The 22636-nt window shown below is 37.5% G+C and carries 16 protein-coding genes; 2 read left to right on the forward strand and 14 right to left on the reverse strand.

Going from position 1 to position 22636, the window contains the following annotated elements; all coding sequences use genetic code 11:
* Nucleotides 1-626: 626 nt before the first annotated feature.
* The 10 genes from D2K40_RS12580 to D2K40_RS12625 all read right to left on the reverse strand — a co-directional run bounded on the left by D2K40_RS12580 (nt 627) and on the right by D2K40_RS12625 (nt 10924).
* Entirely contained in the window at nt 627-1826 is a 1200-nt protein-coding gene (locus D2K40_RS12580) for a phosphopentomutase (RefSeq protein WP_117156479.1), read from the reverse strand.
* 4 nt (nt 1827-1830) lie between these two features.
* Complete coding sequence (locus D2K40_RS12585; protein ID WP_117156481.1) at nt 1831-2991, reverse strand: YhfX family PLP-dependent enzyme; 1161 nt, start codon at nt 2989-2991, stop codon at nt 1831-1833.
* Between the two features lie 16 nt (nt 2992-3007).
* Complete coding sequence (locus tag D2K40_RS12590; RefSeq protein WP_117156483.1) at nt 3008-4132, reverse strand: aminotransferase class V-fold PLP-dependent enzyme; 1125 nt, start codon at nt 4130-4132, stop codon at nt 3008-3010.
* 2 nt (nt 4133-4134) lie between these two features.
* Nucleotides 4135-5049, reverse strand: a complete 915-nt coding sequence (locus D2K40_RS12595; protein ID WP_117156485.1) for a phosphotriesterase family protein — start codon at nt 5047-5049, stop codon at nt 4135-4137.
* Between the two features lie 27 nt (nt 5050-5076).
* Complete coding sequence (locus tag D2K40_RS12600) at nt 5077-6357, reverse strand: YhfT family protein (RefSeq protein ID WP_117156487.1); 1281 nt, start codon at nt 6355-6357, stop codon at nt 5077-5079.
* 14 nt (nt 6358-6371) lie between these two features.
* Nucleotides 6372-6734: a DUF2620 domain-containing protein gene (locus tag D2K40_RS12605; RefSeq protein ID WP_117156490.1), complete on the reverse strand. Its 363-nt coding sequence runs from the start codon at nt 6732-6734 to the stop codon at nt 6372-6374.
* The gene (locus D2K40_RS12610; protein ID WP_117156492.1) at nt 6731-7111 is read right to left on the reverse strand and encodes a PRD domain-containing protein; all 381 of its coding nucleotides are present in this window, start codon (nt 7109-7111) and stop codon (nt 6731-6733) included. The genes D2K40_RS12605 and D2K40_RS12610 overlap by 4 nt, the downstream gene beginning before the upstream one ends.
* A gap of 24 nt (nt 7112-7135) precedes the next feature.
* Nucleotides 7136-8068, reverse strand: a complete 933-nt coding sequence (gene yhfZ, locus D2K40_RS12615; RefSeq protein ID WP_117156494.1) for a GntR family transcriptional regulator YhfZ — start codon at nt 8066-8068, stop codon at nt 7136-7138.
* Between the two features lie 23 nt (nt 8069-8091).
* Complete coding sequence (locus D2K40_RS12620; RefSeq protein WP_162879218.1) at nt 8092-9162, reverse strand: amidase; 1071 nt, start codon at nt 9160-9162, stop codon at nt 8092-8094.
* Between the two features lie 475 nt (nt 9163-9637).
* On the reverse strand, nt 9638-10924 hold the full coding sequence (locus tag D2K40_RS12625; RefSeq protein ID WP_229666762.1) for a serine hydrolase: 1287 nt from the start codon (nt 10922-10924) through the stop codon (nt 9638-9640).
* 652 nt (nt 10925-11576) lie between these two features.
* On the opposite strand from D2K40_RS12625, the gene D2K40_RS12630 reads away from it, so the two are divergent.
* Both D2K40_RS12630 and D2K40_RS12635 read left to right on the forward strand, forming a co-directional pair.
* A complete protein-coding gene (locus D2K40_RS12630) occupies nt 11577-12833 on the forward strand; it encodes an MFS transporter (protein WP_373285580.1) in 1257 nt (418 codons plus the stop codon).
* 202 nt (nt 12834-13035) lie between these two features.
* The gene (locus D2K40_RS12635; RefSeq protein WP_117156500.1) at nt 13036-15132 is read left to right on the forward strand and encodes a choice-of-anchor J domain-containing protein; all 2097 of its coding nucleotides are present in this window, start codon (nt 13036-13038) and stop codon (nt 15130-15132) included.
* A 264-nt stretch (nt 15133-15396) separates the two neighbouring features.
* Here D2K40_RS12635 and D2K40_RS12640 read toward each other — a convergent pair whose 3' ends face one another.
* The 4 genes from D2K40_RS12640 to D2K40_RS12655 form a co-directional block, all read right to left on the reverse strand.
* Nucleotides 15397-17682, reverse strand: a complete 2286-nt coding sequence (locus tag D2K40_RS12640) for a glycoside hydrolase family 3 C-terminal domain-containing protein (RefSeq protein ID WP_117156501.1) — start codon at nt 17680-17682, stop codon at nt 15397-15399.
* A 321-nt stretch (nt 17683-18003) separates the two neighbouring features.
* Nucleotides 18004-21126: a beta-galactosidase, LacZ type gene (lacZ, locus tag D2K40_RS12645; RefSeq protein WP_117156503.1), complete on the reverse strand. Its 3123-nt coding sequence runs from the start codon at nt 21124-21126 to the stop codon at nt 18004-18006.
* A 209-nt stretch (nt 21127-21335) separates the two neighbouring features.
* Nucleotides 21336-21875 (reverse strand): PDDEXK-like family protein, encoded by a 540-nt coding sequence (locus D2K40_RS12650; RefSeq protein WP_117156505.1) that lies wholly within the window; start codon nt 21873-21875, stop codon nt 21336-21338.
* A gap of 15 nt (nt 21876-21890) precedes the next feature.
* The gene (locus D2K40_RS12655) at nt 21891-22529 is read right to left on the reverse strand and encodes a hypothetical protein (RefSeq protein ID WP_117156507.1); all 639 of its coding nucleotides are present in this window, start codon (nt 22527-22529) and stop codon (nt 21891-21893) included.
* Nucleotides 22530-22636 lie beyond the last annotated feature (107 nt).

A 22636-nucleotide genomic window follows, 5' to 3' on the forward strand; every position in this document is an offset into this window, starting at 1 on the left:
AACTTCCAATTGTCCCCTAAAAAAATCGTCCCCCGCTTCCCTACAAAAAAAGCCTCCCTTTTATCAAGGGAGACTCGTAGGTTATTCTAGTTCATATAATAAAATTGAAAAGACTTTTGCTAGTTCTTCTCGTGAAGCTGTTCCATAATGTTTAAACTCTGAGTCAGAGTATCCATTGATCAGTTCTAGATAAAATGCAACGAATCTCTCACAAGAAGCCCTTCATTTATTAATAATAAAGAAGTAAATCACTCTTTAAGTGTTGTCTTTCTGCATTGCATAATTGGTGACAAAAGCTATTAGACTGACAAAAGAAGATCTTTGGAAAAGTACCAGTGATGAATTCTATACTGTATCCCTGTTAAGGTATTATCCAAAAAAATATTTTTCCAGATATTAAAATAAGCTAGCAAAAGTAAGAGAGTCAATCATTGAATCCTAATAGACCGAGGCCTCAACTTCGTCCTTCTGGGACAATCAAAATCTTACGTGTAGGCTCAGTACTAAACAGAAGAAGGCACAACGAGCAGATAAATTCCGCAAGTTGTTCCTTCTTTCCCGCAAAACTTCGGATTATACCCAAGAAGAACCGTCCCCTGCATCCCCCTTTTTCCTATGCTATGCCGTCACCTTTTTAAGATTTCTTTTAGAAAGCTTTTTCCTTCTGCGGTTGTGGGTAGGTTAAAGTAGTCACAGAATGTTGCACCTACGTCGGCCATTGTTTCCCTTACGCCAATTGATGCTTTTTTAACTTTTTCACCTGTAATCATTATAGGGACATATTCCCTCGTATGATTGGAATGCCCAATTGTTGGATCATTCCCGTGATCAGCCATGATTATTAAAATATCTTCTTCGTCCATTTCGGATACAAATTCACTTAACCATTGATCTGTTTCATTTAATAGCTCACAATACCAATCAACATCCTCAGCGTGACCAGCTAAATCCGTCTCTTGGATGTTTACTAGAAATGCTGCATCACCTTGCTCTTGTCTATATGTTTCTGTAACTCTCTTTAATAGTTCAGAAGTATTAACGATTGGCTCAGCAGGACCTTCACCATGTAACACATCTGCTGTTTTTCCTAATCGATATACTTTAAGTCCCTGTCTTGCAGCAATATTTGGAAATTGTTTTTCAATGTCCACTCCATATCCCATATGGAAGACATCATATCCTTCTCCATAAACGTTAGCCTTTGGCGTATCAACACCCCATTGACCTTTTTCTTTTTCCTCCACGCAGGTTAAGATATGCTCGATCGAAGTATAGGGTCCGCCAAAAGCAATAACTCGTGTTGTATCAACATTTTCTCGAACTACCTTCCCCAATTTCTTTACCTTTTCAAAAGGCATTTTCTTAAAATCAGCTGTCACATTAATAATATTTCCAAGAGCAGATTCCAAGTTATCAGCAACAACTGCCGCTTCATTCACCAAAAGGACTGGACATAACTCGAATGGGTAGGTGACATCAAAGCCTGCCGCTTCTAGCGCTTCTTTCATTTGCACATGAATATCTTTCATCAGTCTTTTATTTGATTTTTTTGGACAACTCCCTACAATTTCCTGATGTCCTAAATAGGTATCTGCGCCATGATGAGCCAATTTGGATGATCCATATGCGTGTTCAGGCTCAGGCCTTCCATCTACTAAAGTACCTAAACCCAATTGGTACATGAACGGAATATGCAGTTCTTCCTTTTTACACTCTCGAATATGCTTATACGTATTGGCGTTACAGTCATTTGGAACGTACTGCTCAAAGTCATCCATTGCTCCAATACCAAAACTATCGATGACAAGCAACATCATTTTAGGCATGATATCACCACTTCCTTTCTAGGTGAATAAGCCTCGGTTTTCCAGACTGAATCCCTTCAACTAAAGCAACATGTGCACGTGTCACAAATATCTGAGTTCGAAAAGCGTAAATCACTGTATCTCCAATTTCAACTTTAAAATCCTTAGGTGAATTAATTCCACCATAATAATCAATTGACTCTGGACTATTTTGCTTAGTAATTACATAACGGTCCAAAATAGTATTTGGATCATGACCTACTAATGCACCAGTCATATTGGATCGGCCATAAAATCCACCCGCTATTACCTGATACGTTTCCTTATATTGGTGAGACACCTCAGAAACGTAGATGATTGCAGGCTTTTCAGGTAAATCTTTGTATGCATGTAAAGGGGTTGTTCCCGTCAATCCATGACCCGGCTCTCCATGTGTAACACCCTGTTCAGCTAAAAACGGTATCGTTTCACAACTAGTTCCACTTGGTGCATTGATTTGTTTAATAGGAATTCCTTTATCCTCCAAAATATCTCTAGCTAGCATTAAAGTGGTGAAATTAGTAGTTGGACACATTTTCGTTCTGGCTTCATTTAACAGTAAATTTGGAAACGTTGTTACTCCAACAACCGAAATACCTTCTAATTCTTGAATCTTTTCAAGCGTATTAGAAAGGTCTTCTAGATTGACTCCACCTTCCTGCCCATTGAAAATTTTATCTTTTGGCCCTATCACTTTTATTAATATATCCTGCTTCATTCCTAGATCTGTTGCTTTTTCTGACAACTGCTTTGCTCTTTCAAATGAAAAAATCGTTACGACCTCAGGCTTCCAGCTCAAAACCTCTTCCCATTGATGTTTTCCTGGCTGAACTAAATGCCCAACATTTCCAATTTTAATTCCATATTCGGCTATCAATTTTCCTTCATCGAAGTCAACAGCGACTACCTTTTTAATGCCACTGTCTACAATAATCTTAACTAGCTCTGGTATTCTCCCCAATTGTTTTGACATTAAATAGAGTTTCATCTTATGTTCAGCACTTGCATCAACAATTTTTTTTGTATTCTCTTTTAAAATATCAATGTCAATCACATACGTGTTAGGTGGGATTTCCCCCGTTTGATGAAGAGTAACACCAGTTTGAATTAATTTTGAGTTTCTACGTTTGGTTACATCTAAAAACATAGGGCACCTCCTAAGTCTAGATAACGGAATGTATTGCTTTGTCTAGTATGTTTAAAACTGTGTTCGCCCCAGACTTCATCGGATTTATCCGAATGCCATAGTCTTTCAATTTTGGTTCTGCTGCAATAAAACTTCCTGATACCTTATAAATCATTGGAATAATTTCATATTTTGACTCGGCACCAACTGGATGTGTTGCAGCACCAAGCGCATTGCTTTTTTGAATTACCTGTTGAGCTATTGGTTTTTCCAATTCAACAATGATTACCTTTGATTGTGCGTTAACCATATACGCACTTTCAATTCCTTCCACTGCACCCTCATTTAACTTTTGACATACAATTTCTACTTGCTCGTTTTGAGTAGCTAATAATACTGGTGCAAATGACATCATCCGTAATAACTCCATTGCTTCATAGCCTTGGACTTGCCCACCACCTGAGTAGTTTTTTTTCTGCAATAAGTCGACACCGTCTTTCTTCCCTACAATCACACCAATTCCTTCTGGCCCAAGCACCTTGAAACCTGAAAATGTTGAGTAGTCTGCACCATATTCTACTCCAATCCCATATGCCTTTAATGCACAATAGTTGTCATCTACAACAATTGGTAAATCGGGACGGATCGCTTTGACAGTTTGGATCACCTTTTTAATATCATAGGTATCCGTTGGTTGCTGTCTAGCATGTTGGATATAAAACACCTTGCACACATCATCATCTCTAACAGCATTCTCTACTACTGATAAATCATTATAATTGATGGTCTTTGTTTTAATTCCTAGCATGCAAACCGTGTCTTTTGTAGTTGTATAAGTCGGCGCTTCATGGATAAACATCGACTCTCCTGCAGAAATTAAGGTGGTTAAGATAATCCTAATGGCACCAGTGCCTGCACCACGAACAAGCGCAGCACTTTCTGCACCAAAAAACGAAGCAAGAACACACTCCACTCTTGCTGTTTGTTCTGGGCGTTTAAAGGAGGGGGCGACCCCAAGATCGCCCATGGATAAAAACTGATCCCCTGTGAATTGTTTACTTATGTTATCGACTAATTTAAATTGCAATTGTTGCGCTTCTTTTACAGTCATTGTTGGAAGAACAGATTCATGATATTTTAAATTAATTGGATCATAAGCCATAGTTAAATCTCCTTTATTTCAAAGGCATTTGCTGGATTATGAACAAGTAAATCTTCAATGATTTGATTAGAAACACCACGCTGTTTTAAAACTGGGATAAATTGATTTAATACTAAATCATACCCCAGTCCACCATGTTTTCTCCAATGAGATTTTCTTGTTAAATCAGCAGATAATACAATCTGTTTATGGAAGCCTTTCTCAATAAAATCTAACAAGAAAGATACTCGATCTTCATCTGGTCGGTAATTATTTTTTCCAATTGTATCAAACCCAATATAAACACCTGATTCAAGCACATCTAGGACTTCCTGTTTATTACTGTTCAAATCCTGATGTCCAATTAGAATTTGTTCTTTTTTAAGTCCTAATCCAAAAAGCATCTCTACTTGCTTGCTACCCATTGTACCTAACGTTGTATGTGTCGAAACTGTTAATCCAGTTTCTAATGCTGCTTTACCAGCGCCTAATATCAATTCTCGTTCAACTAGTTTAATTTCATTTAAACTAGTTCCAACTTCACCAATAACACCTGGAAAAATATCCGTACCATCGATACCTTCTTTTATTTCTTTAACAAAATAGTTAGCAAACTGGTCTTGATCCCAACCCTGTGCATAGTCAGGAATAAAGGGATCCTTATAAAATCCAGTACAGGTGACGATATGAACACCACTAGCTTCACTTAATCGTTTTAATCGTTTTGCATCCCTGCCCATTCCTTCATTGGTTAATTCCACCATGGAACGACCACCAGCATGATAAAAGTAATCAAGCTCTGATTCCATACCTGGTTCATCATCTAGAATGGTATCTGGATCATTTTTAATCCTTGATAGGTCAATTGATAGATGTTCATGTGCCGCACAGACACCAAACTCCGATTTGCTTATTTTTCCTTTTACTGTCTGTATCATTATATGAACTCCTTGTTATTCAAATATTTACATGATTCCAAGTACAGCCAAGATATTGGCAATGATACCAACAGCGATAGCTCCAACTGGTCCAACTGCCATTCTTACAATTGGGCGCCCAGCAATCTCATTTATCAAGTAGAATCCAGCAATAAAGAATAAGCCCAACCCTGGAATGATCATATTAGCTGCATTAGCACCACCAATTAATAGAGCAACTTCAAGGATTTTTGTCATTGCACTACGGATGTTCTCCCCAGAATTTCTTACTCCTGGATATTTATCTAAGAATCTAGCAATTACACCTAAAAGCATAACTTCTAGAAAAATAACGATAGCACCTATGATTAGTGCAACCCATACATTTGGTGAGAAAAATCCTACTACAAAGATTAGGGTGAAACCTACCGGGCTATAAACACCTGTTGCAATAGCAGTACTAGCTATTAAAGGAACAAAACCGATTGCTCTTGCTGCTGCAGCCAAACCTGCTTCTGATACTTTTCCTTCTGCAAGTAAGCTGAGTGAAATTGGATCCCCAGCCATTACTGCTAGATTAGTAGCACCAGCAATTAAACCACCAAGGATCATAAAGAACGGTACATTTTTTTGAATTGACTTAACTTTATCACTAAATAAGGAAGCTAAATCCACTGAGCTTCCCTCTTCCTGTTTTTCTCTCATCGCAAAAGTGAATAAAAAGATCATACCAGCAATTAATGCCATACCTTCTTGGTTAAGGGTAATTGTATTACCACCTAAAGATAAGAATCCTTGCTCGTTAAAAAATACAGCTAATTGTCTTACTAATGCAGTAACTAAGAATGTTAAGATACCTTTTTTAATACTAAATTGCATCGCAACAGCAAGAGCTGGGAATACAGTGAACGCTACTACAACTGGCGTACCAACTTGGCCCATAGGGTCTAAGAAATTAATAGGTAAATATTCAAATAACTTAACAAACCCTTCTAAACCAACTAATAAACCCCAACCATATAAACCACCAACAGCGGCAGCTACCGGGGTACCCCATTTGTTTTTTGGAGTGATTAAACCAATAATATCAGTACCCAATAAAATACTATGAATTAAGATAATACTTGCAGTAATCGTAAACGGTATACCAAATCCAATTACTAACCCAAAACTAATTGCAAATGCAGTTAAACCAAGCTCTCTCCGTTTCAGACGACCATCAATATGCTCCCCTACAATTGGGCGTAACCCATCGTTAAATACAGCAATATTAAGATTTGCTAAAACTGAAGCTATAGCACCAATTAAGACAACAAATAAAATATCCATTATGACACTCCTCTTTACCCTTTATTTTGTTCTAACGCTTTCAGAATCATTGGAACTGCTGTCTCCATATGATCACCGGTAAATCCATACGCCTTTTTACCACTTTCCACCGCTTTAAAGATAGCGCTTTCATTTGGTTTCTTACCTGGCATTGATACTGTTTGACATAGATCCCCCCCTAAAAGTGTGATCGCCATTGCAAGGGCTCCTCCCCCTCCTGTATGACATGCGCCTAAATAGTAATCTGCTTTCCCTGTTTTAATTGCCATTGCTGCATCTAAATCTGATTTGATGACTGTTTCAATTGCTGGATTAATACTCTTTACTAATTTTTCAATTTCTTTCTTCTCAACCTGCCCTCCAATTACAATTTTCATCTTTTTACACCTCCATTGTTATTTTCTAGGACATTAGCAAAATGCATATATAAAAAGTCTTTTTCTCCTTGAGGTAAAGACTTAGTCCACAATTCCTCGATAAAAGCAGTCAACTTTTTTGCTAACGGATAATGACTTGATTGGGCAATTTGCTCCAACACTTCAGATGGTGGATTTCCCACTTCTTCTCCTTTTTCTATCCTCGTTAAGGACATCGGTAAATGAGTGAACAGCATTTCTCCGTGTTTTATATCATCTACCTTTAATACATTCATTGTTTCAGTAAAAGCTGCTTTGGTAATTTTATAGGATTGGTCGCTAATCATTTCGCCTTGTTTTAACAAATCAAGTCGTTGTTCTAGCTCCTCTAGTTTCATATGAATATCCTCCCAACTGGTAGTTTAATACTTCGGAATCTTTTTATGATTAATTACTAATTGCTGTATTTCTATAACCTTTTCCTTATTAAGCTCCAACAAATAATCCAACACATCCGTTCTGTCTTTTTCAATTAACACAACAGATGTAGAGGCCTTCTCTGCTATTGCTTTTGCTTTTTCAGAACGGAAATCTACTCGTTTTAATTTCTTGAAAGTCCGAGCATCATCTGAATTCCATACGGCAGCATCAAGGTCTCCGTTAACAAGTTTTTCAAATAACTGCATATAGGTTACAGCTACCAATTCAACATCCATACCCTCACACTCGAGCAATGTTAGCTTGGATTGATCTATGGATGTATGGTCAACACCAATTCTCATACCTGATTTAATAAAATCATTGCTTGAATCTGACATAAAGATTTGGTGTTTCGTTACGTATGTTCTCGGACCAAGGTTGAGGGCTATTTGAAGATTCCGGTTATGTTCCATTTCCAATTCAGCTGCCAACTGCGACATCACAACAAAATCATATCGTCGTGAAATTAAGGCTTCTTGTCTTTGTTTAGCCCCTCTCATATAGGCTAAGTTGATTGGGTAGATCAAGCTTTCAGAAACCTCAATTAAACCAGTAGCTAAGCCTTCATAAAATAAAGAATATGGGAGTGGCATGGCCCCCATTAACGGACCAATTCCTGCTACTTCTTTTAATAGCTGTACTTTTTTAGTCCTTAGGAACGTACCTAAGTGTCCTCTTGATTCCAATTGAATGGCATCTATTTCTTCTAGTACCTTATATGCACCTTGAACGGTTCCGCGACCCATGGATAATTGGTTAACAAAATCCTCCACTCTCGGAATGCGCTGCCCTTCATCTATTTGAATTAATTCTTTTGCAATTTTTTTGGCGGCTAAGCCATTTTTTGAGTATAAGCTCTCCCAGGTTCTTAACATATTAGAATTCCTTTCAAAATCTTTTATTCACTAGATTCCAATTTAAAGCCATTATAATGGGGGACATTATCTATAAAGTAACGTTTCCACGCTTCTGGAAGTTGAATTACTTTTTCAAACTCCATTGCGAGGTTGATAGCTAACTTACAATGATCTAATCCTTGCTTCGTTAAAATGACTATTCCTGTCGCCAACTCCTCTGTTGGGACTGTTATAGCTGTTGTTTTGCACATATTAGCTGCTCTTACTAGAAATTTACCATGATTGTTTGTTGTTTCTTTCCCAACCATGCCAAAATGATTTTGAATCGTTTCTCCATAGCCATAGACATCGATTGGACCTTCAGTGGTTACGATTAAATCGGAATGAAGCTCATTGAACGCATGGTTAATAATTCCAATACCTTTTTTTCGATCCTCAATGCCCTCCATGTCTACCTCTACAATGCTATAGTTTTGACAATCAATTTTTTCTAGATAAGAGGTCACCCTGCCGCGCATTGCTTGATTAGCAATGTAAGGTCCATCTTTGGGTATAGCTACCTTAACTGTGCTTAGTTTTTTATTTACGTCAATCAATTTCTCATCTATCATGGTTTCCATTACTTCCGTTACTGCTGCAATACGTTTTGCTATTACACCTATACTTGCTCGATATTCTAAACCATCCGTAGATACCTTTTTATTTTTTACAAACAAGCCCAATCCTGCACCAATCATTGAAGGTAACTGACAGCTTATTGCCGGTGCTAATACAGAGCCACCACCATCAGTACCAATAGCAAAATCATTTATTCCTTTTAAAATGTTAATTGGTCCTCCACTTGTAGATCCTGTCATCACCCGATATGTTAATGGATTAATTAAGTCCGTATCAACGCCCCTGCCTTTATCAGACATTTTATCGACAGTCAGCCACTGATATTTCTCGTTATCGATTAGCTTTCTAATAATCTCGTGCGGTATCTGGTTCGTATCCTTTATTCCAAAGTGAAGCAACTCTGTGCTTTTTAGTTCAGTTTTAAATTTTCTATTAATATAAACAACGGATTTTCCGAGTTCTCTTTCTGCCAAGCTTACTCTTTCAAAGGTCATTGACATCATCATCCAATCACTAGTAATCTACGACCAAACATAATATACAGAATACTGTATATTGAAAACGTAGCGCTCACATTGTCTTATTACAACAGGATTTTTCTTAAAAACAAGTTTAATAAGGTATATGTTACAAACACAGGAATTATTACCCTTTAGACTCATAAAGGAGTGGAGTTTTTGTTTGAAAAATTATATACTTTGCGTTCAGTACCCCTAGCGCTATCGTAATATTTAAAAATAGACCTGCTTTCTTTTAATCAGGTGGAGATAGTTGAACGACCATCTTTTTATTGTAGACATCAAGTTCCTTAATGATAGTGTCCTCATCACCCATTCTCTAGAGTATCGAACAGCAAGGTCTGGTCCAGAACATTTAGTAATAATTAGTAGATTAACACTATCAATTATCAAATATAAGAGAAAGTAACCCCTACCGACATTAAAGAGTAAAGGTTACTTTTTAAATAAATTATTCTGTAATTGATTCATATACAGTAGTTGCAATACTCCTTGATAAATATCCTGTACTAGGATATGAACCACTGCTCAATGTTCCATTATGTTGCTTATTTGTAAGAACAATAATTTGCAAGTTATACCCTGGATCGAAAATAACTTGTGTACCTGTAAAGCCAGTGTGGCCAAATGTATCAGCAGAATGTTGATAGCCCATGTACCACCCTTTATTGCGCTCCCATCCATACCCTTGACCAAATCTATGACTTGATGTAAACAAATCAATCACTTTTTTATCATAAAGCCTAACTTCGCCATACTCCCCACCATTCAACATAGCCTGGCCTAGGATTGCTAAATCACGGGCAGTTGAAAATAGTCCTGCATGACCCGCTATTCCGTTATTTGCATAGAAGCTATTTCCATCATTAACTTCACCTATCAGGGTATAGTTTCTCCATCTATTGAATAGATCAGCATCTTCCTCAACATAATATCCAAAATCAGGATCATCTACCATCTTATATTCAAACGGGTTACCCCAAGAGGTAGCGGCTATTTTTTTATCTAAACTGTCTGATGGGTTAAACATGGTATCTTTCATTTTTAGAGGCGCATATATATTCTCTTCTAAAAATTCATTTAGACGTTGTCCTGAAATCTCTTCAATAATAAATCCCAACATCATAAAACTAAAATCACTATATCGTCTGTCTGTTCCAGTTTCATATTCTAATGGTAAGTTATTAATATATTCGAGGACTTCATCTGAATTTTTATAATGTAAGTAAGTTGGAGCCCACGGAGTTAAGCCAGATGTATGAGTTAATAGATCTTCAACAGTTATATCTTCTTTACCATTCATTGAAAATTGAGGGATATGTTTTGACACTTTATCAGTAACAGACAATTTACCATCACTAACTAATTTCATAATACCTTGCGTTGTTCCCATTACCTTTGTGACTGATGCTAAATCAAAGATAGTTTTGTTTTTCATTTTAAGAGGTTTTTCTAACAATTGTCCCATATCATATTTTTGAGCATATCCATATGCGCTTTCCTTGACGATTTTTCCATCTTTCGCTACCAATATAACTGCACCAGGAGTAGTTCCATCATTAATTGCCTCTTCAACTATGGTGTCAATGTCAGCAAGTTTATCTTTATCCATCCCCACCATTTGAGGACTACCATGACTAAGTTTTGTTGATTGACTCGCTTTAGCTAATCCAGTATTTAGGAAAGATACACCGAAACCTAATACAAAAACTATCGTTAATAAAATTATTTTTTTCAATTTATTACCTCCTAATATTTAAAAAATGGAGAAAAATTACAGTTTGAATCCCTTACTAGCTATATGTTAGGGATCGTGTACTAGGTGAAAATAATTTTTAGTATCATGTACCATTATCAATTCATTTGATTACCTCCCTTTACACTTCTTACTCTGTGTTTTAGTTCCCCTTAGCAATGCTTACATAATCGATTGCTAATCTTAATCAAGTTTAACTGCATTATTAGTTGCTCTTATCGTAATTTCACTAATACTAGTAATGTACTGTCATACACAATATACTGAATACTGTATATTGAAAACGTAGTGCTCACATTGTCTTATTACAACAGGATTTTCTTAAAAACAAGTTTAATAAGGTATATGTAACAAACACAGGAATTATTACCCCACTGTTTGCGTGTATGCTTAGTACATAAATAGAAGAAGCACAACGAGCAGAAAAATTCGCTAGTTGTGCCTTCTTTCCCGCAAAAGTTCCGATTGTATCCAAAGAGAACCGTACCCCGCTTCCATTTCGACAAAAACCGGGAAGTGACAGGCACCGCTCCGCCTTGGGGCTGAGTTAATTTACTGTTCTGGATGGTTTGATAAGTGGTTAATCAAATTTATACTTTAATTATCATGAAGATAATGGAGAGTGCTGACGATGATTAGTGTGTTCAAAAACAAAAATTTTTTATTCTTATTTTTAGGGAGATTGGTTTCCAACGCTGGAGATAGTCTTTATGCTGTAGCAGCTATGTGGCTTGTGTACGATTTAGGAGGATCCGCTTTTTATACAGGGCTAGCTGGCTTCTTAACATTATTACCTCAATCACTCCAATTTCTAGCTGGCCCTCTTGTTGACCGATGGCAATTAAAATGGACATTGGTAATTTCACAGCTGATTGAATTTTTTCTGATTATTATTATTCCTATTTGTTATTATTTAGGGTTATTAAATGTATCTGTTGTGCTTACTGTTATGCCACTCGCAACGCTTGTCAACCAGGTTGCGTATCCTGCACAATCAGCAAGCCTTCCAAGGATATTATCAAAAGACCAACTTGTTAAAGGAAACTCTGCTTTTTCTTTTGCCTATCAAGGTGTCGATTTAACTTTTAATGCGCTCGCCGGAGTTCTTGTTGCATTAGTAGGTGCTGTTTCTTTATACATTATTGATTCCATTACATTTCTTATTGCAGCATTACTATTCCTATCCTTGAACGTTCCACAAAAAGAAAAAAAGCTAAACAAAAAATCAAAGAAATCTTTTAAACAAGTGATGAGCACTTATGTGGATGAGATAAAAGAGGGTATATCCTTCATACGCGGTAGCTTACTTGAGAAAATCATTCTTGGCAGCGTAGTAGCAAATTTTGCAGTCGGGATGACAATTGCAGTCTTACCAGTTCTAGCAGATACGTTAGGTGGTTCTGATATTTACGGATATTACTTAGCCGCATTGTCTGCTGGTTCTCTATTAGGTGCACTATCTGCTTCGTGGGCTGAAAAATTTCCGTTAGGTCGATTCGCTATTGTTTCTTTCAGTATCGGTTCAGCATTGTGGGTTCTTTCATCAATTGCACCATGGACTGCTCTAAGTATTGCTTTATTCGGTATAGCTTGGATTCCAATCGGGATGACGAATGTACTTTTTGCGGCTTTACTTCAAACAACCATTCCAGAAAACCTGTTAGGTCGTGTGTTTTCTGTCTTAATGAGCATCAATACAATTGCTATGCCAATTGGATCACTTATTGGTGGTACGCTGACCGAGTTGATTGGAAGTCAGATTGTGTTTGGCACTACCGCTTTAGGAATTGCCGTAGTACCTATTTACTGGTTTTTCTTTAACAAAGATCTTCGTGACTTACCAGTTATTAAAAATATTGATGCTCGTTACATTGGCTTGAAAGTATCGTAGAAGCAGGGGACGGTTCTCTGCTTCCCCCTTCCCCAACCACCAGTACTTATGTCCTAGTTCCATTAACCCCCTCCCTTAAAATAACCGGCATTCACTTTGGTTATTTTTAACTATTGTTAATTTTCGGAAAATTTGGTGTAATAAGATAATACTGCGCGCGCAAGTATTTATATTTAGAAAAATAACTTGGGAGGTCATCGATTTGAAAAAGAAACTAACAGCTTTGGCATCAATTACGGCTCTATCATTTTCTCTATTAGCTCCATCTGCTAGTTTTGCAGAAGCTAATACAACTAAGGAATGGAACGTAGAAAGGTACGGCGATATACTAGACATCACTGCAGATTTAAACAAGCAATCAAGTGATGAGGAGTTTCAAAAAGAGGCTGCAGATAAGATTAAACAAGCTGCGTCAGAAGTGAATTTTGATGAAGCAGAGGGCTCGGAAAGTGACAGTACGGATAGTACCTTTACTTATGATGGTGGTACAAAAATTTTTCTTGATCGTGACTTAGGTTTTAAGGAATTTACACTTCGTAGTGAAGGTAAAAACGTAGAAATTTGGGTTGCTAACGACTTAAACTATGGGTATGACAGGCCTGCAGATGTCGTAACTCAAGAACAAGTGGATAAGCTCACCGAAGAGTTCGATACAAACATTTATCCTAAAACAACAGCATTTTTTGGTACTCCTGAGACACTTGATGGAAGCCAATCTCCATTACCTGGAATGGTTGGTTTACCAGAAGGTTATTACGAAGGTAGCGACAAAGTGATCATGCTCGTTGATAATGTAAAAGACGAGGGATATTATGATCCTACTTACCCGTTCTTCGTAGCCGGTTTTTTCTGGCAAACACTAGAAAACTATATTGACCGTAACATCATTACTATTGACACAAATAGCTGGGAAACACGTTTAGAAAGTACATTTTTCTCTACAACTATGCATGAGTTACAACACCTTATTCATGCTGATAATGATGGCGATGAAACAACTTGGGTGAATGAAGGAATGTCTACGTTCTCTGAATACTTAGGTGGATATGGCCATAGTACTGGTTCTATCAACTTCTTGCTTGATCACCCAGAAAACTCTTTAGTTAACTGGGATGAGCACGTTGGTGCCGAAACTGGACCAGAAACCATCGCTGATTACGGCCTTGTCTATCTATTTACCCTTTATAACTATGAGCAATTTGGGCAAGAGTTCATTCGTGAAGTTGCATTAAGTGAATTAAATGGTATCGAAAGCTTCAATGCAGCATATGAAGCGAATGGTATTAATGAGGACTTCCAAAGCGTTTATGAAAAATTCATCACCGCTTTACTTATTGATGAAGGTCAAAATGTTAAAGAGCAAAAAGGTCAATACGGCTTTGAGACAATTAACTTACGTGAACTTCCTGTAGAAGACGGTAAACAACGTGGAATGACAGTTAATTTGGAAAAAGCAAAGCAATATGAAAAAGACGGTGTTCCTGCTTGGGGCGCAGACTACAAAATATTTGACTTTGATGAAAAAATTGTAGATGTTACATTTGAAGGAACTGACTTCTTACCTTTATCTTGGGAAACAGTAGCTGATCCACTTGGCTCTGAAGAAGAAGTTTATTGGGGTGGCAATGGTGATGAAGTTGATCACAACCTTATTTTCGAAGCTGATTTAACGAATGTCTCAGAAGCAACACTAAGTTTTGATAACTTTATAGATATCGAAGAACACTGGGACTTTGGTGTTGTTCAAGTTTCTACAGATGGCGGCCAGTCTTGGATAAGCTTAGCTAATGAAAATACAACATCAGAAGTGGTTGAAGAGGGCTATCCTACGATTAAAGAAAATGTTCCTGGTTTTACTGGCCACTATGACGAATGGCAACAAGAAAGCTTTGATCTTTCTGCATATGCTGGTCAAAACATCCATATCTCATTCCGTTACTTAACTGACTGGGGATACAATGAAACTGGTTGGTTTGTAGATAATATTGAAGTACCTGAAATTGGTTTGAGCTACGACGGATCAAGCGTAGACTCATTCCAGTCTAAAGCACAATTAGCCGGCGACTATGTTGACTACTCCGTTACATTTGTCAACGAGGATAAGCATGGTAAATACCAAGTATTCCATGTAGATCCATTTAACATGACAGAGCAAGATAACCTAACATTACGCAACATGTTTAAAGCAGGTACAACATACATGACAACATGGTATGCAGCACCAGAAGGAAGCAACAATCCAGTTGACTTTTCATATGAAGTTCAATTACAGGAAAAAGGACCGAAAAATACGAAGTAATTCAAAGATGGAAGCAGTGGACGGTTCTTTTAGGGAACAATCGGAAGTTTTGTGAGAAAGAAGGCACAACTAGCGGATTTTTTTCTGCTTGTTGTGCCTTCTTCTGTTTATGTAAAGATGATTAAATCACTAATAAATAAAGCAGTACTATCCGAAGACAGTACTGCTTCTTATATTTATTCTGAAATCGCAAATTCTAAATCCGCCTCGACATATTATGACAAATACCGGGAAGTGACAGGCACCGCACTCAAGAACAGGCACCTAACGACGTGCGTCATTCAATTTCTTGATTAGGTCTTGTAGCATTTCTTCTGTGAAGTTACCCATGCTAAAGTTTGCTATGGCGCGTAATGGGATATACTTCATCATTGCTTCCATCATTTCGCCAGTTTCTTCATTATCTTGAGCAGCTTCTAATAGCGGGTTATTTTTATTCATTTCTTTTTGGAATTCTATTGCAACTGGTGCCAAGTCTGGGTCGGCTAACAAATCACCTACTGTTGTGTTTCTATCAACGACTGGAGTGATCGATGTTGTAGATGTCACCTTAAGGGTATCTTTTAAAACAATATCCCGTGATGACTTTCCTACTAAAATAGCAAACTCCCCTGTTTCTACATGCCAATCCTTCATTTCTACATTATAATAAGCAAAAGATCGCTTATCTAAAGTGAAAGTAACAACTTTTTCTTCTCCTGGGTCAAGCTCTACTTTTTCAAATCCCTTTAATTCTTTTTCTGGTCGAGCTACCATACTCTCGACATCATTGACATACAACTGAACAATTTCTTTTCCGGTTATGCTTCCAGTATTCTTCACTGTTACATTTACAGTTACTGAATCTGTATCTTGAATCTTTCTATTAGTTATCGTTAGATTACTATATTCAAAACTTGTATAGCTGAGTCCATAACCAAATGGGAATAACGGTTGTAACTCTTTTGTGTCATAGTAACGATAGCCAACAAACAATCCCTCTCTGTACTCTACCCGATCTCCTTCACCAGGGAAATATAGATAAGATGGGTTATCACTAAGTTTTACAGGGAAGGTTTCTGCCAGTTTACCACTCGGATTCACATCACCATAAAGTAGCTCTGCAATTGCTCCTCCTAATGCTTGTCCTCCTAAATATCCTTCTAGAAGTCCTTTCACATGAGGAAGCCAAGGCATTTCAATTGGTGCACCATTACTTAAAACGACAACTAGATTTGGTTGTACTTTTGCTACCGCTTCAATTAGATGTTGCTGATTCTCAGGAATATGCATATGCGTTCTGTCATATCCTTCTGATTCGTATCGATCAGGTAACCCAACAAAAAGAACAGCTACTTCCGATTCTATCGCTACTTTTTTAGCTTCCTCGATCAGTTGATCATCTACTTCATCATTATTTAAGTGATAACCTTGTGCATAAGCAATCGTTACTTCTTCATTAGCAGTTTGCTTCATTTCCTCATAGATATCATCTAGTTTTGTAGGGTTAATGTGTGAACTACCACCACCCTGATATCTAGGTTGTGTTGCAAAAGAACCTATTACTGCCACATTTTTATCTTTAGCAAGTGGTAGAATTTCATCTTCGTTCTTTAAAAGTACCATCCCTTCACTCGCTACTTGCTTAGCAAGCTGGTGATGGTCATCCTTATCATAGCTAGCATTTTCTTTTTGGTTATCAAACGCCATAAAGATAATCCGTAATAATCTAGCTACAGCTCTATCCAGTTTTTCTACAGATAGTTTTCCGCTTTTAACTGCTTCAAGTATTTTTCCATCACCTAAGCCAAAGCTTGCAGGCATTTCTAATTCCAATCCAGCTTCTAATCCATCTACACGCTCGTTCACTGCACCCCAGTCAGATACTACAAAGCCTTCAAATCCCCACTCATCTCGTAGAATATCGGTTAGCAGTGTCTTATTTTCAGCAGCAAATTCGCCGTTCACCTTGTTATAAGAACACATAACCGTCCAAGGCTCTGACTTTTTCACTGCATTTTCAAAGCTAGCAAGATAGATTTCTCTTAATGTACGTTCATCAACAATAGCATCTGTTGTCATTCTACGGTGTTCCTGGTTATTAACTGCGAAATGCTTTAATGATGTTCCTACTCCCTGACTTTGGACACCTTTAATATGACTTGCAGCGATTTCAGAAGAAAGGTACGGATCTTCAGAGAAATATTCAAAATTCCTTCCGCATAGCGGTGAACGCTTGATATTTGCACCAGGTCCTAGCAGAACTCCTACTTTTTCTGCTTGCGCTTCTTCTCCTAAGGCAACACCTACTTTTTCAATTAACTGACGATCCCAAGAACTTGCTAAACCAACTGCTGAAGGAAAACAAGTTGCCGGCACACTATTACTTAACCCCAAATGATCAGCATCTTGCGCTTGTTTACGCAGGCCATGTGGACCATCTGTAACCATAATTGATGGAATGCCTAGACGTTCCACTCCTTTTAAGTACCAAAAATCTAATCCAGAGCACATACCTACTTTTTCTTCCAAGGTCATTTGTTCTATTAGAGCATCTATATCTCTTTTCACAATAATCCTCCTCGTACATGTTTTGGTATCACGTTAAAAGTTAATCCTCTAGAATTAATAATTTCCAGAGCTTTAAGTTGGAGCAACAAAATGATCCGGAAATTATTATCCTATCTTCTTAACATATTCGCGATTAACAACTCATATCCTTCAAAATTTTGATCCTTCTTTTAGTTAGTTTTCTGCTTTTTACAAAAAAAATGACGTTAGTGACTTTCTCCTATTATTGTATTAGTTAAAAATTATTTAAAAAAAGTAGAGGTAGAAACACCCGCTTCAACCTTCGACATAAATTGACAAATACCGGGTAGTGACAGGCACCTATAGACAGGCACCGATAGTAAAGCGGTAACTATATATTCGGTTCGCAAACAGGGTGAAGTCTTTATGTGTACGTTGTCCCCAACTGTCGTCACCACCAACTCCCATTTGAGCGTGATTAATACGTAGGACTGTATGATCAGTTTCAGGTAACGCATAGCCATGACCTGCTGCTTCAAGTTCTTTTGGTGTATAAGGTAAAGCATTCAATTCTACCGTTGGCAATCCCTTAATAGTTAAACCTACACCATCTACATTAACAAGATCTGCAGTACGTACCCCTACTTTATTACCACACTCTTGCGGTTTCAAATACGGCACATATTGATCACGGACATATCCTTCATAACGCGCTATCTTCGCACTCCTCTGTTTATCCCAATACGATTCATGTGGCCCTTTTCCATACCAACTTAACCTATCAAAAGACTTAGGCATTGTCAGCATTAAACCGATCTCTGGAATCTCTGGCAGATCCTCACCTGGTATCAATACATAATCGACTGTTACTTCTCCTGTACTACTAATAACAAACTTCAATTTAACTTGAGAATGATTGAGTGTTTCATATAAAAATAGTGTTGTAACTTCAATTGAATCCGATAATACCTGGTAATCAAATTGAATAAGCTCACGTGCATCATTTGCCTCTCTCCAAACACGACTGCGCATATCGAGGCCATTACCGCGATCATTATCCGTCATCGCTCTCCAGAAGTTTGGGGTTAAGGCTTCTTTAACAAGCTCAATACCATCAATTTGATAAGAGGATAGTCTTCCTGAGTCCTTATCAAACCCAACCGTAAAGCCGTCACCAAATACCTCAAGTCGATTCGCCTTCACTTCAACCGAAATTGCTCCAGTATCTGTCGTCTTTTCTCGCAATTTTGGTGCTTTTGTCGGTAAAATAAACTGATTAAAAGCAATTTCATGCCCAGCTTTACACCACAACTGATCCAGCTTTTCAGAAAAACTAACGGTCACGATATATTCATCCTCTTGATTATCAGCCATTGGTAAAGTGTAATCGAGCCTCATCGTTTTCGTATCACCTGGTGCTAATGCCACATTTGTTTTACCTGATTCGACTACCTCACCGTTTCGAGTAACGGACCAATTTAATTGATAGTTACTAAGATTGGTAAATAAATAGTTGTTTGTTATCTCAATCTCACCTTTTGCCAAATTAACAGATCTAAATTTGATATTTTGATAACAACGTTTTACTTCATACAACTTTGGACTCACCTGTCCATCACCAAAGATCAATCCATTTCCAGCAAAGTTACCATCATGTGGAGACTCACCAAAATCACCGCCATAAGCTAGGTAAGGTGTACCATCTGAAGTTTCCGTTAAAAGTGATTGATCCTTCCAATCCCAAATGAATCCCCCTTGTAAGATTGGGTACTGATCAAATAGCTCCGTATATTTATAGAAGTTACCAAGTGAGTTACCCATGGCATGACTATACTCGCATAAAATATAAGGCTTCGTTCCTTCTGTTGCCATCTTTGCATAACGTTCAACACCTTCAGGCGAAATGTACATCGTACTCTCCATATCAGATGCCCGTTCAGACTCACGATAATGAAAAACACCTTCATAATGAACGAGACGTGACGGATCATTCTTAACGAAAAAGTCATGCATCTTTAAAAAGTTATCACCGCCGAATGATTCATTACCGAGAGACCAAATCACAATGGATGGATGATTTTTATCACGTTGAAACATCGAGTTACATCGATCAAGAACATTGTTCGTCCACTCCGGCCGACTTCCGGGAACAGTCTCCTTAAGTCCATCTTGACCGTATTCCCAAGTTCCATGTGTTTCTAAATTCGTTTCATCAATTACATATAGGCCGTATTCATCACAAAGTTCATACCAAACCGGATTATTTGGATAGTGTGACGTCCGAACCGCATTTATATTGTGCTGTTTCATCAGTTTAATATCATGGACCATATCCTCACGTGTGATAGCACGCCCTTTATCTGAAGCGAACTCATGACGATTTGTTCCTTTAAAAACAATCCGCTTCCCATTAATTTGCATTAACCCATCTTTTAATTCAAATCTGCGGAATCCTACCCGACAACTTGCTGTCTCAATAACTTCACCATTTTGATTTTCTAAACTTAACACTAACGTGTACAAATTTGGATCCTCTGCACTCCATTTCAGTGGATTCGATAAATTAGTCATTATGCCAACATCCATGACTTCTTTACCAGAAAAATCAACCATTGCTGACATCGGTTTATTAAGAACAGCTTTTTCTTCCTGATCGTAGAGCATAGCCTTTAGCTCAATTAAGTCACCAGTCTGAAAATAATCATGCACTTTAACATCAACTGTCAGCTCTGCGTCTAGATAATCATCATCAAGTACAGGCTTTACGAAAAAATCACTAATATGTTGTTTCGGCGTCGCGTATAAATAAACATCTCGAAAAATACCACTTAAACGCCAGAAATCTTGATCCTCAAGCCAGCTCGCATCACTCCAACGGTACACTTCAACCGCTAGTTTATTTTCACCTTCAACTACATACGGGGTTAAGTCGAACTCAGCCGGAGTAAACGTATCCTCACTATAACCAACAAAGTCACCATTAACCCAAACATAAAAAGCTGATTCAACACCCTGGAAATTCAAATAAACCGGACAGTCTATCCAATCTTGATTAACATCAAATTTGCGTACATATTGACCGACCGGATTATAATTCGTTGGTGCAAATGGTGGCTTAATATCCTCTTTTTCTACCCAAGGATAAGTTGTATTCGTATATTGTGGATAGTCATATCCTTGAAGTTGCCAATGGCTCGGTACCGTAATCACATTCCAACCATCATGATCATAATCAGTTTTATAAAAATTCTTTACGCGCTGAGTTGGCTCACTGACCCAATTAAACTGCCATTCACCATTTAAAGATTGATAGAATGGAGATGATGTCCGGTCTCCTTTTAGTGCCATGTCAACATTTGGGTAAGACATCAATGTAGCATGTGCTGATCTACGGTTCAATGCAAAAATATCAGGATTATTGTTCCACTCTGGATATCCGTTTACAGGTGGTGTATAAGTAAATTTTTTTAGATTCTTTGCCATTGTAAAACACTCCTTATATTGTTTCCCAATCAACCGTTAAGCGTAATTCTTATTCTTTAAGCAGATCAATTGCACGGAAAAGCAGTGGCCGTTCTTTGCTTCTCCTGCACCTCCAGACATTGCCCGACAAAAGACGGGTGATGACAAGATCTTTATATTACAAACACATTTCCAATTTCTACTGTACCCTCACTTTACCCTTATCTATCTTACACCGTGCTGACAATATCAGGGATGCTTTGCTTTTCCCCTTTTGAATCAGAATCCATTATCTGAAGTAATTCTTGTCCTAATCCCTCTTTAGGGATTCTAAACTTAGACCATTGATTTGTATCCGTAAGAGGATTAGCAGCAAATCTATAAAAAGATTTATAATTTTTACCGCTCTTTTTTAAGTATGCTATTCGCTCAAAATCCACAGATGGGATTAGCCATACACACTCGACTTCAAAGGTATTTTCATTAAAATAAATGAATATGATGTAAAAGGATTTATGGCTTTTAAATGTAGATAAACCTACATTTTGGATAAACTGTCTTCCCTTAGCTAATTTAAATCTACTTTTGACTTGAATAAAGATAGGTTTGAAATCTCCCTTTTTATTAATAATTAGATCAATTCCATCATCATCCGACGTTGGTGTATAACATGTCAATTGTCCCACCGAGCCTAAAGTAACTAACTCTACAACTCTACTTTCTGTAACGTCGCCTTTTTGTTTAGAGGATATTCTCTGTTCTACATCCATTTGAAGCCTCCTATTTTAATCTTGAATGCTTAATTCAATCTTTCTCTTTAATTCTGACTTTGAGATTCTGACATACAGTTCGAAAAAATCCTTTATTGGATACTTAACAATGCTGTCATTCTGATTAAAAGATATCCCTGAATTTTTCATATAGTCTATAATGTTTTGTAACGAAACTACTAAAGTACCGTCTGTTTGATTTTTCTTTATCCACTTCAAAAGTACTCTTCGCCAATTCCGTGAATCTCCATCGATATAGAGCTCCCCTTTTATAAGTTGAGACAACAGCAATTCTAGCAAGTCTTCTCTTTTCTTTTTATCTATTTTATCTTCTGTCTTTTCTAACTTTGATCCAGTAGAAGTTTTTTGATTAGCATAATTGCTATATTGATTTTTACTTTTTGTTCTATAATCCCAACTATATGGGTGAACATCTACAGGCCTCGTGGCTGCTATTCTAGCTCTTTCTTGCATCTCCCTCTCAACCTGTTCATCGTCCAGTTTTTGTATTCTTTCCCTTTTCTTCAGGCTTTCTTCTTCGTCAGCTTTTGACTTAGCTTTTCGTTTTTCATCATCTTGTTTACTTCGTTGTTCCTCATCCCTTATTCTTTCCTGTTCCTCTTTTAACTTTTGCTCTTCTAATGTTTTTGTCAATATTAAATTGAGCCATAGTGATCACTTCAAAAGTGAGCCACTCTATACATTCCATTTCCCAGTAATGGGGGAGAATGGAAGTTTGGGGAGTATTGGCCCTTCTCGGG

The sequence above is a fragment of the Paraliobacillus quinghaiensis genome, from assembly GCF_003426025.1.
GTDB classification, from domain to species: Bacteria; Bacillota; Bacilli; order Bacillales; family Amphibacillaceae; genus Paraliobacillus_A; species Paraliobacillus_A quinghaiensis.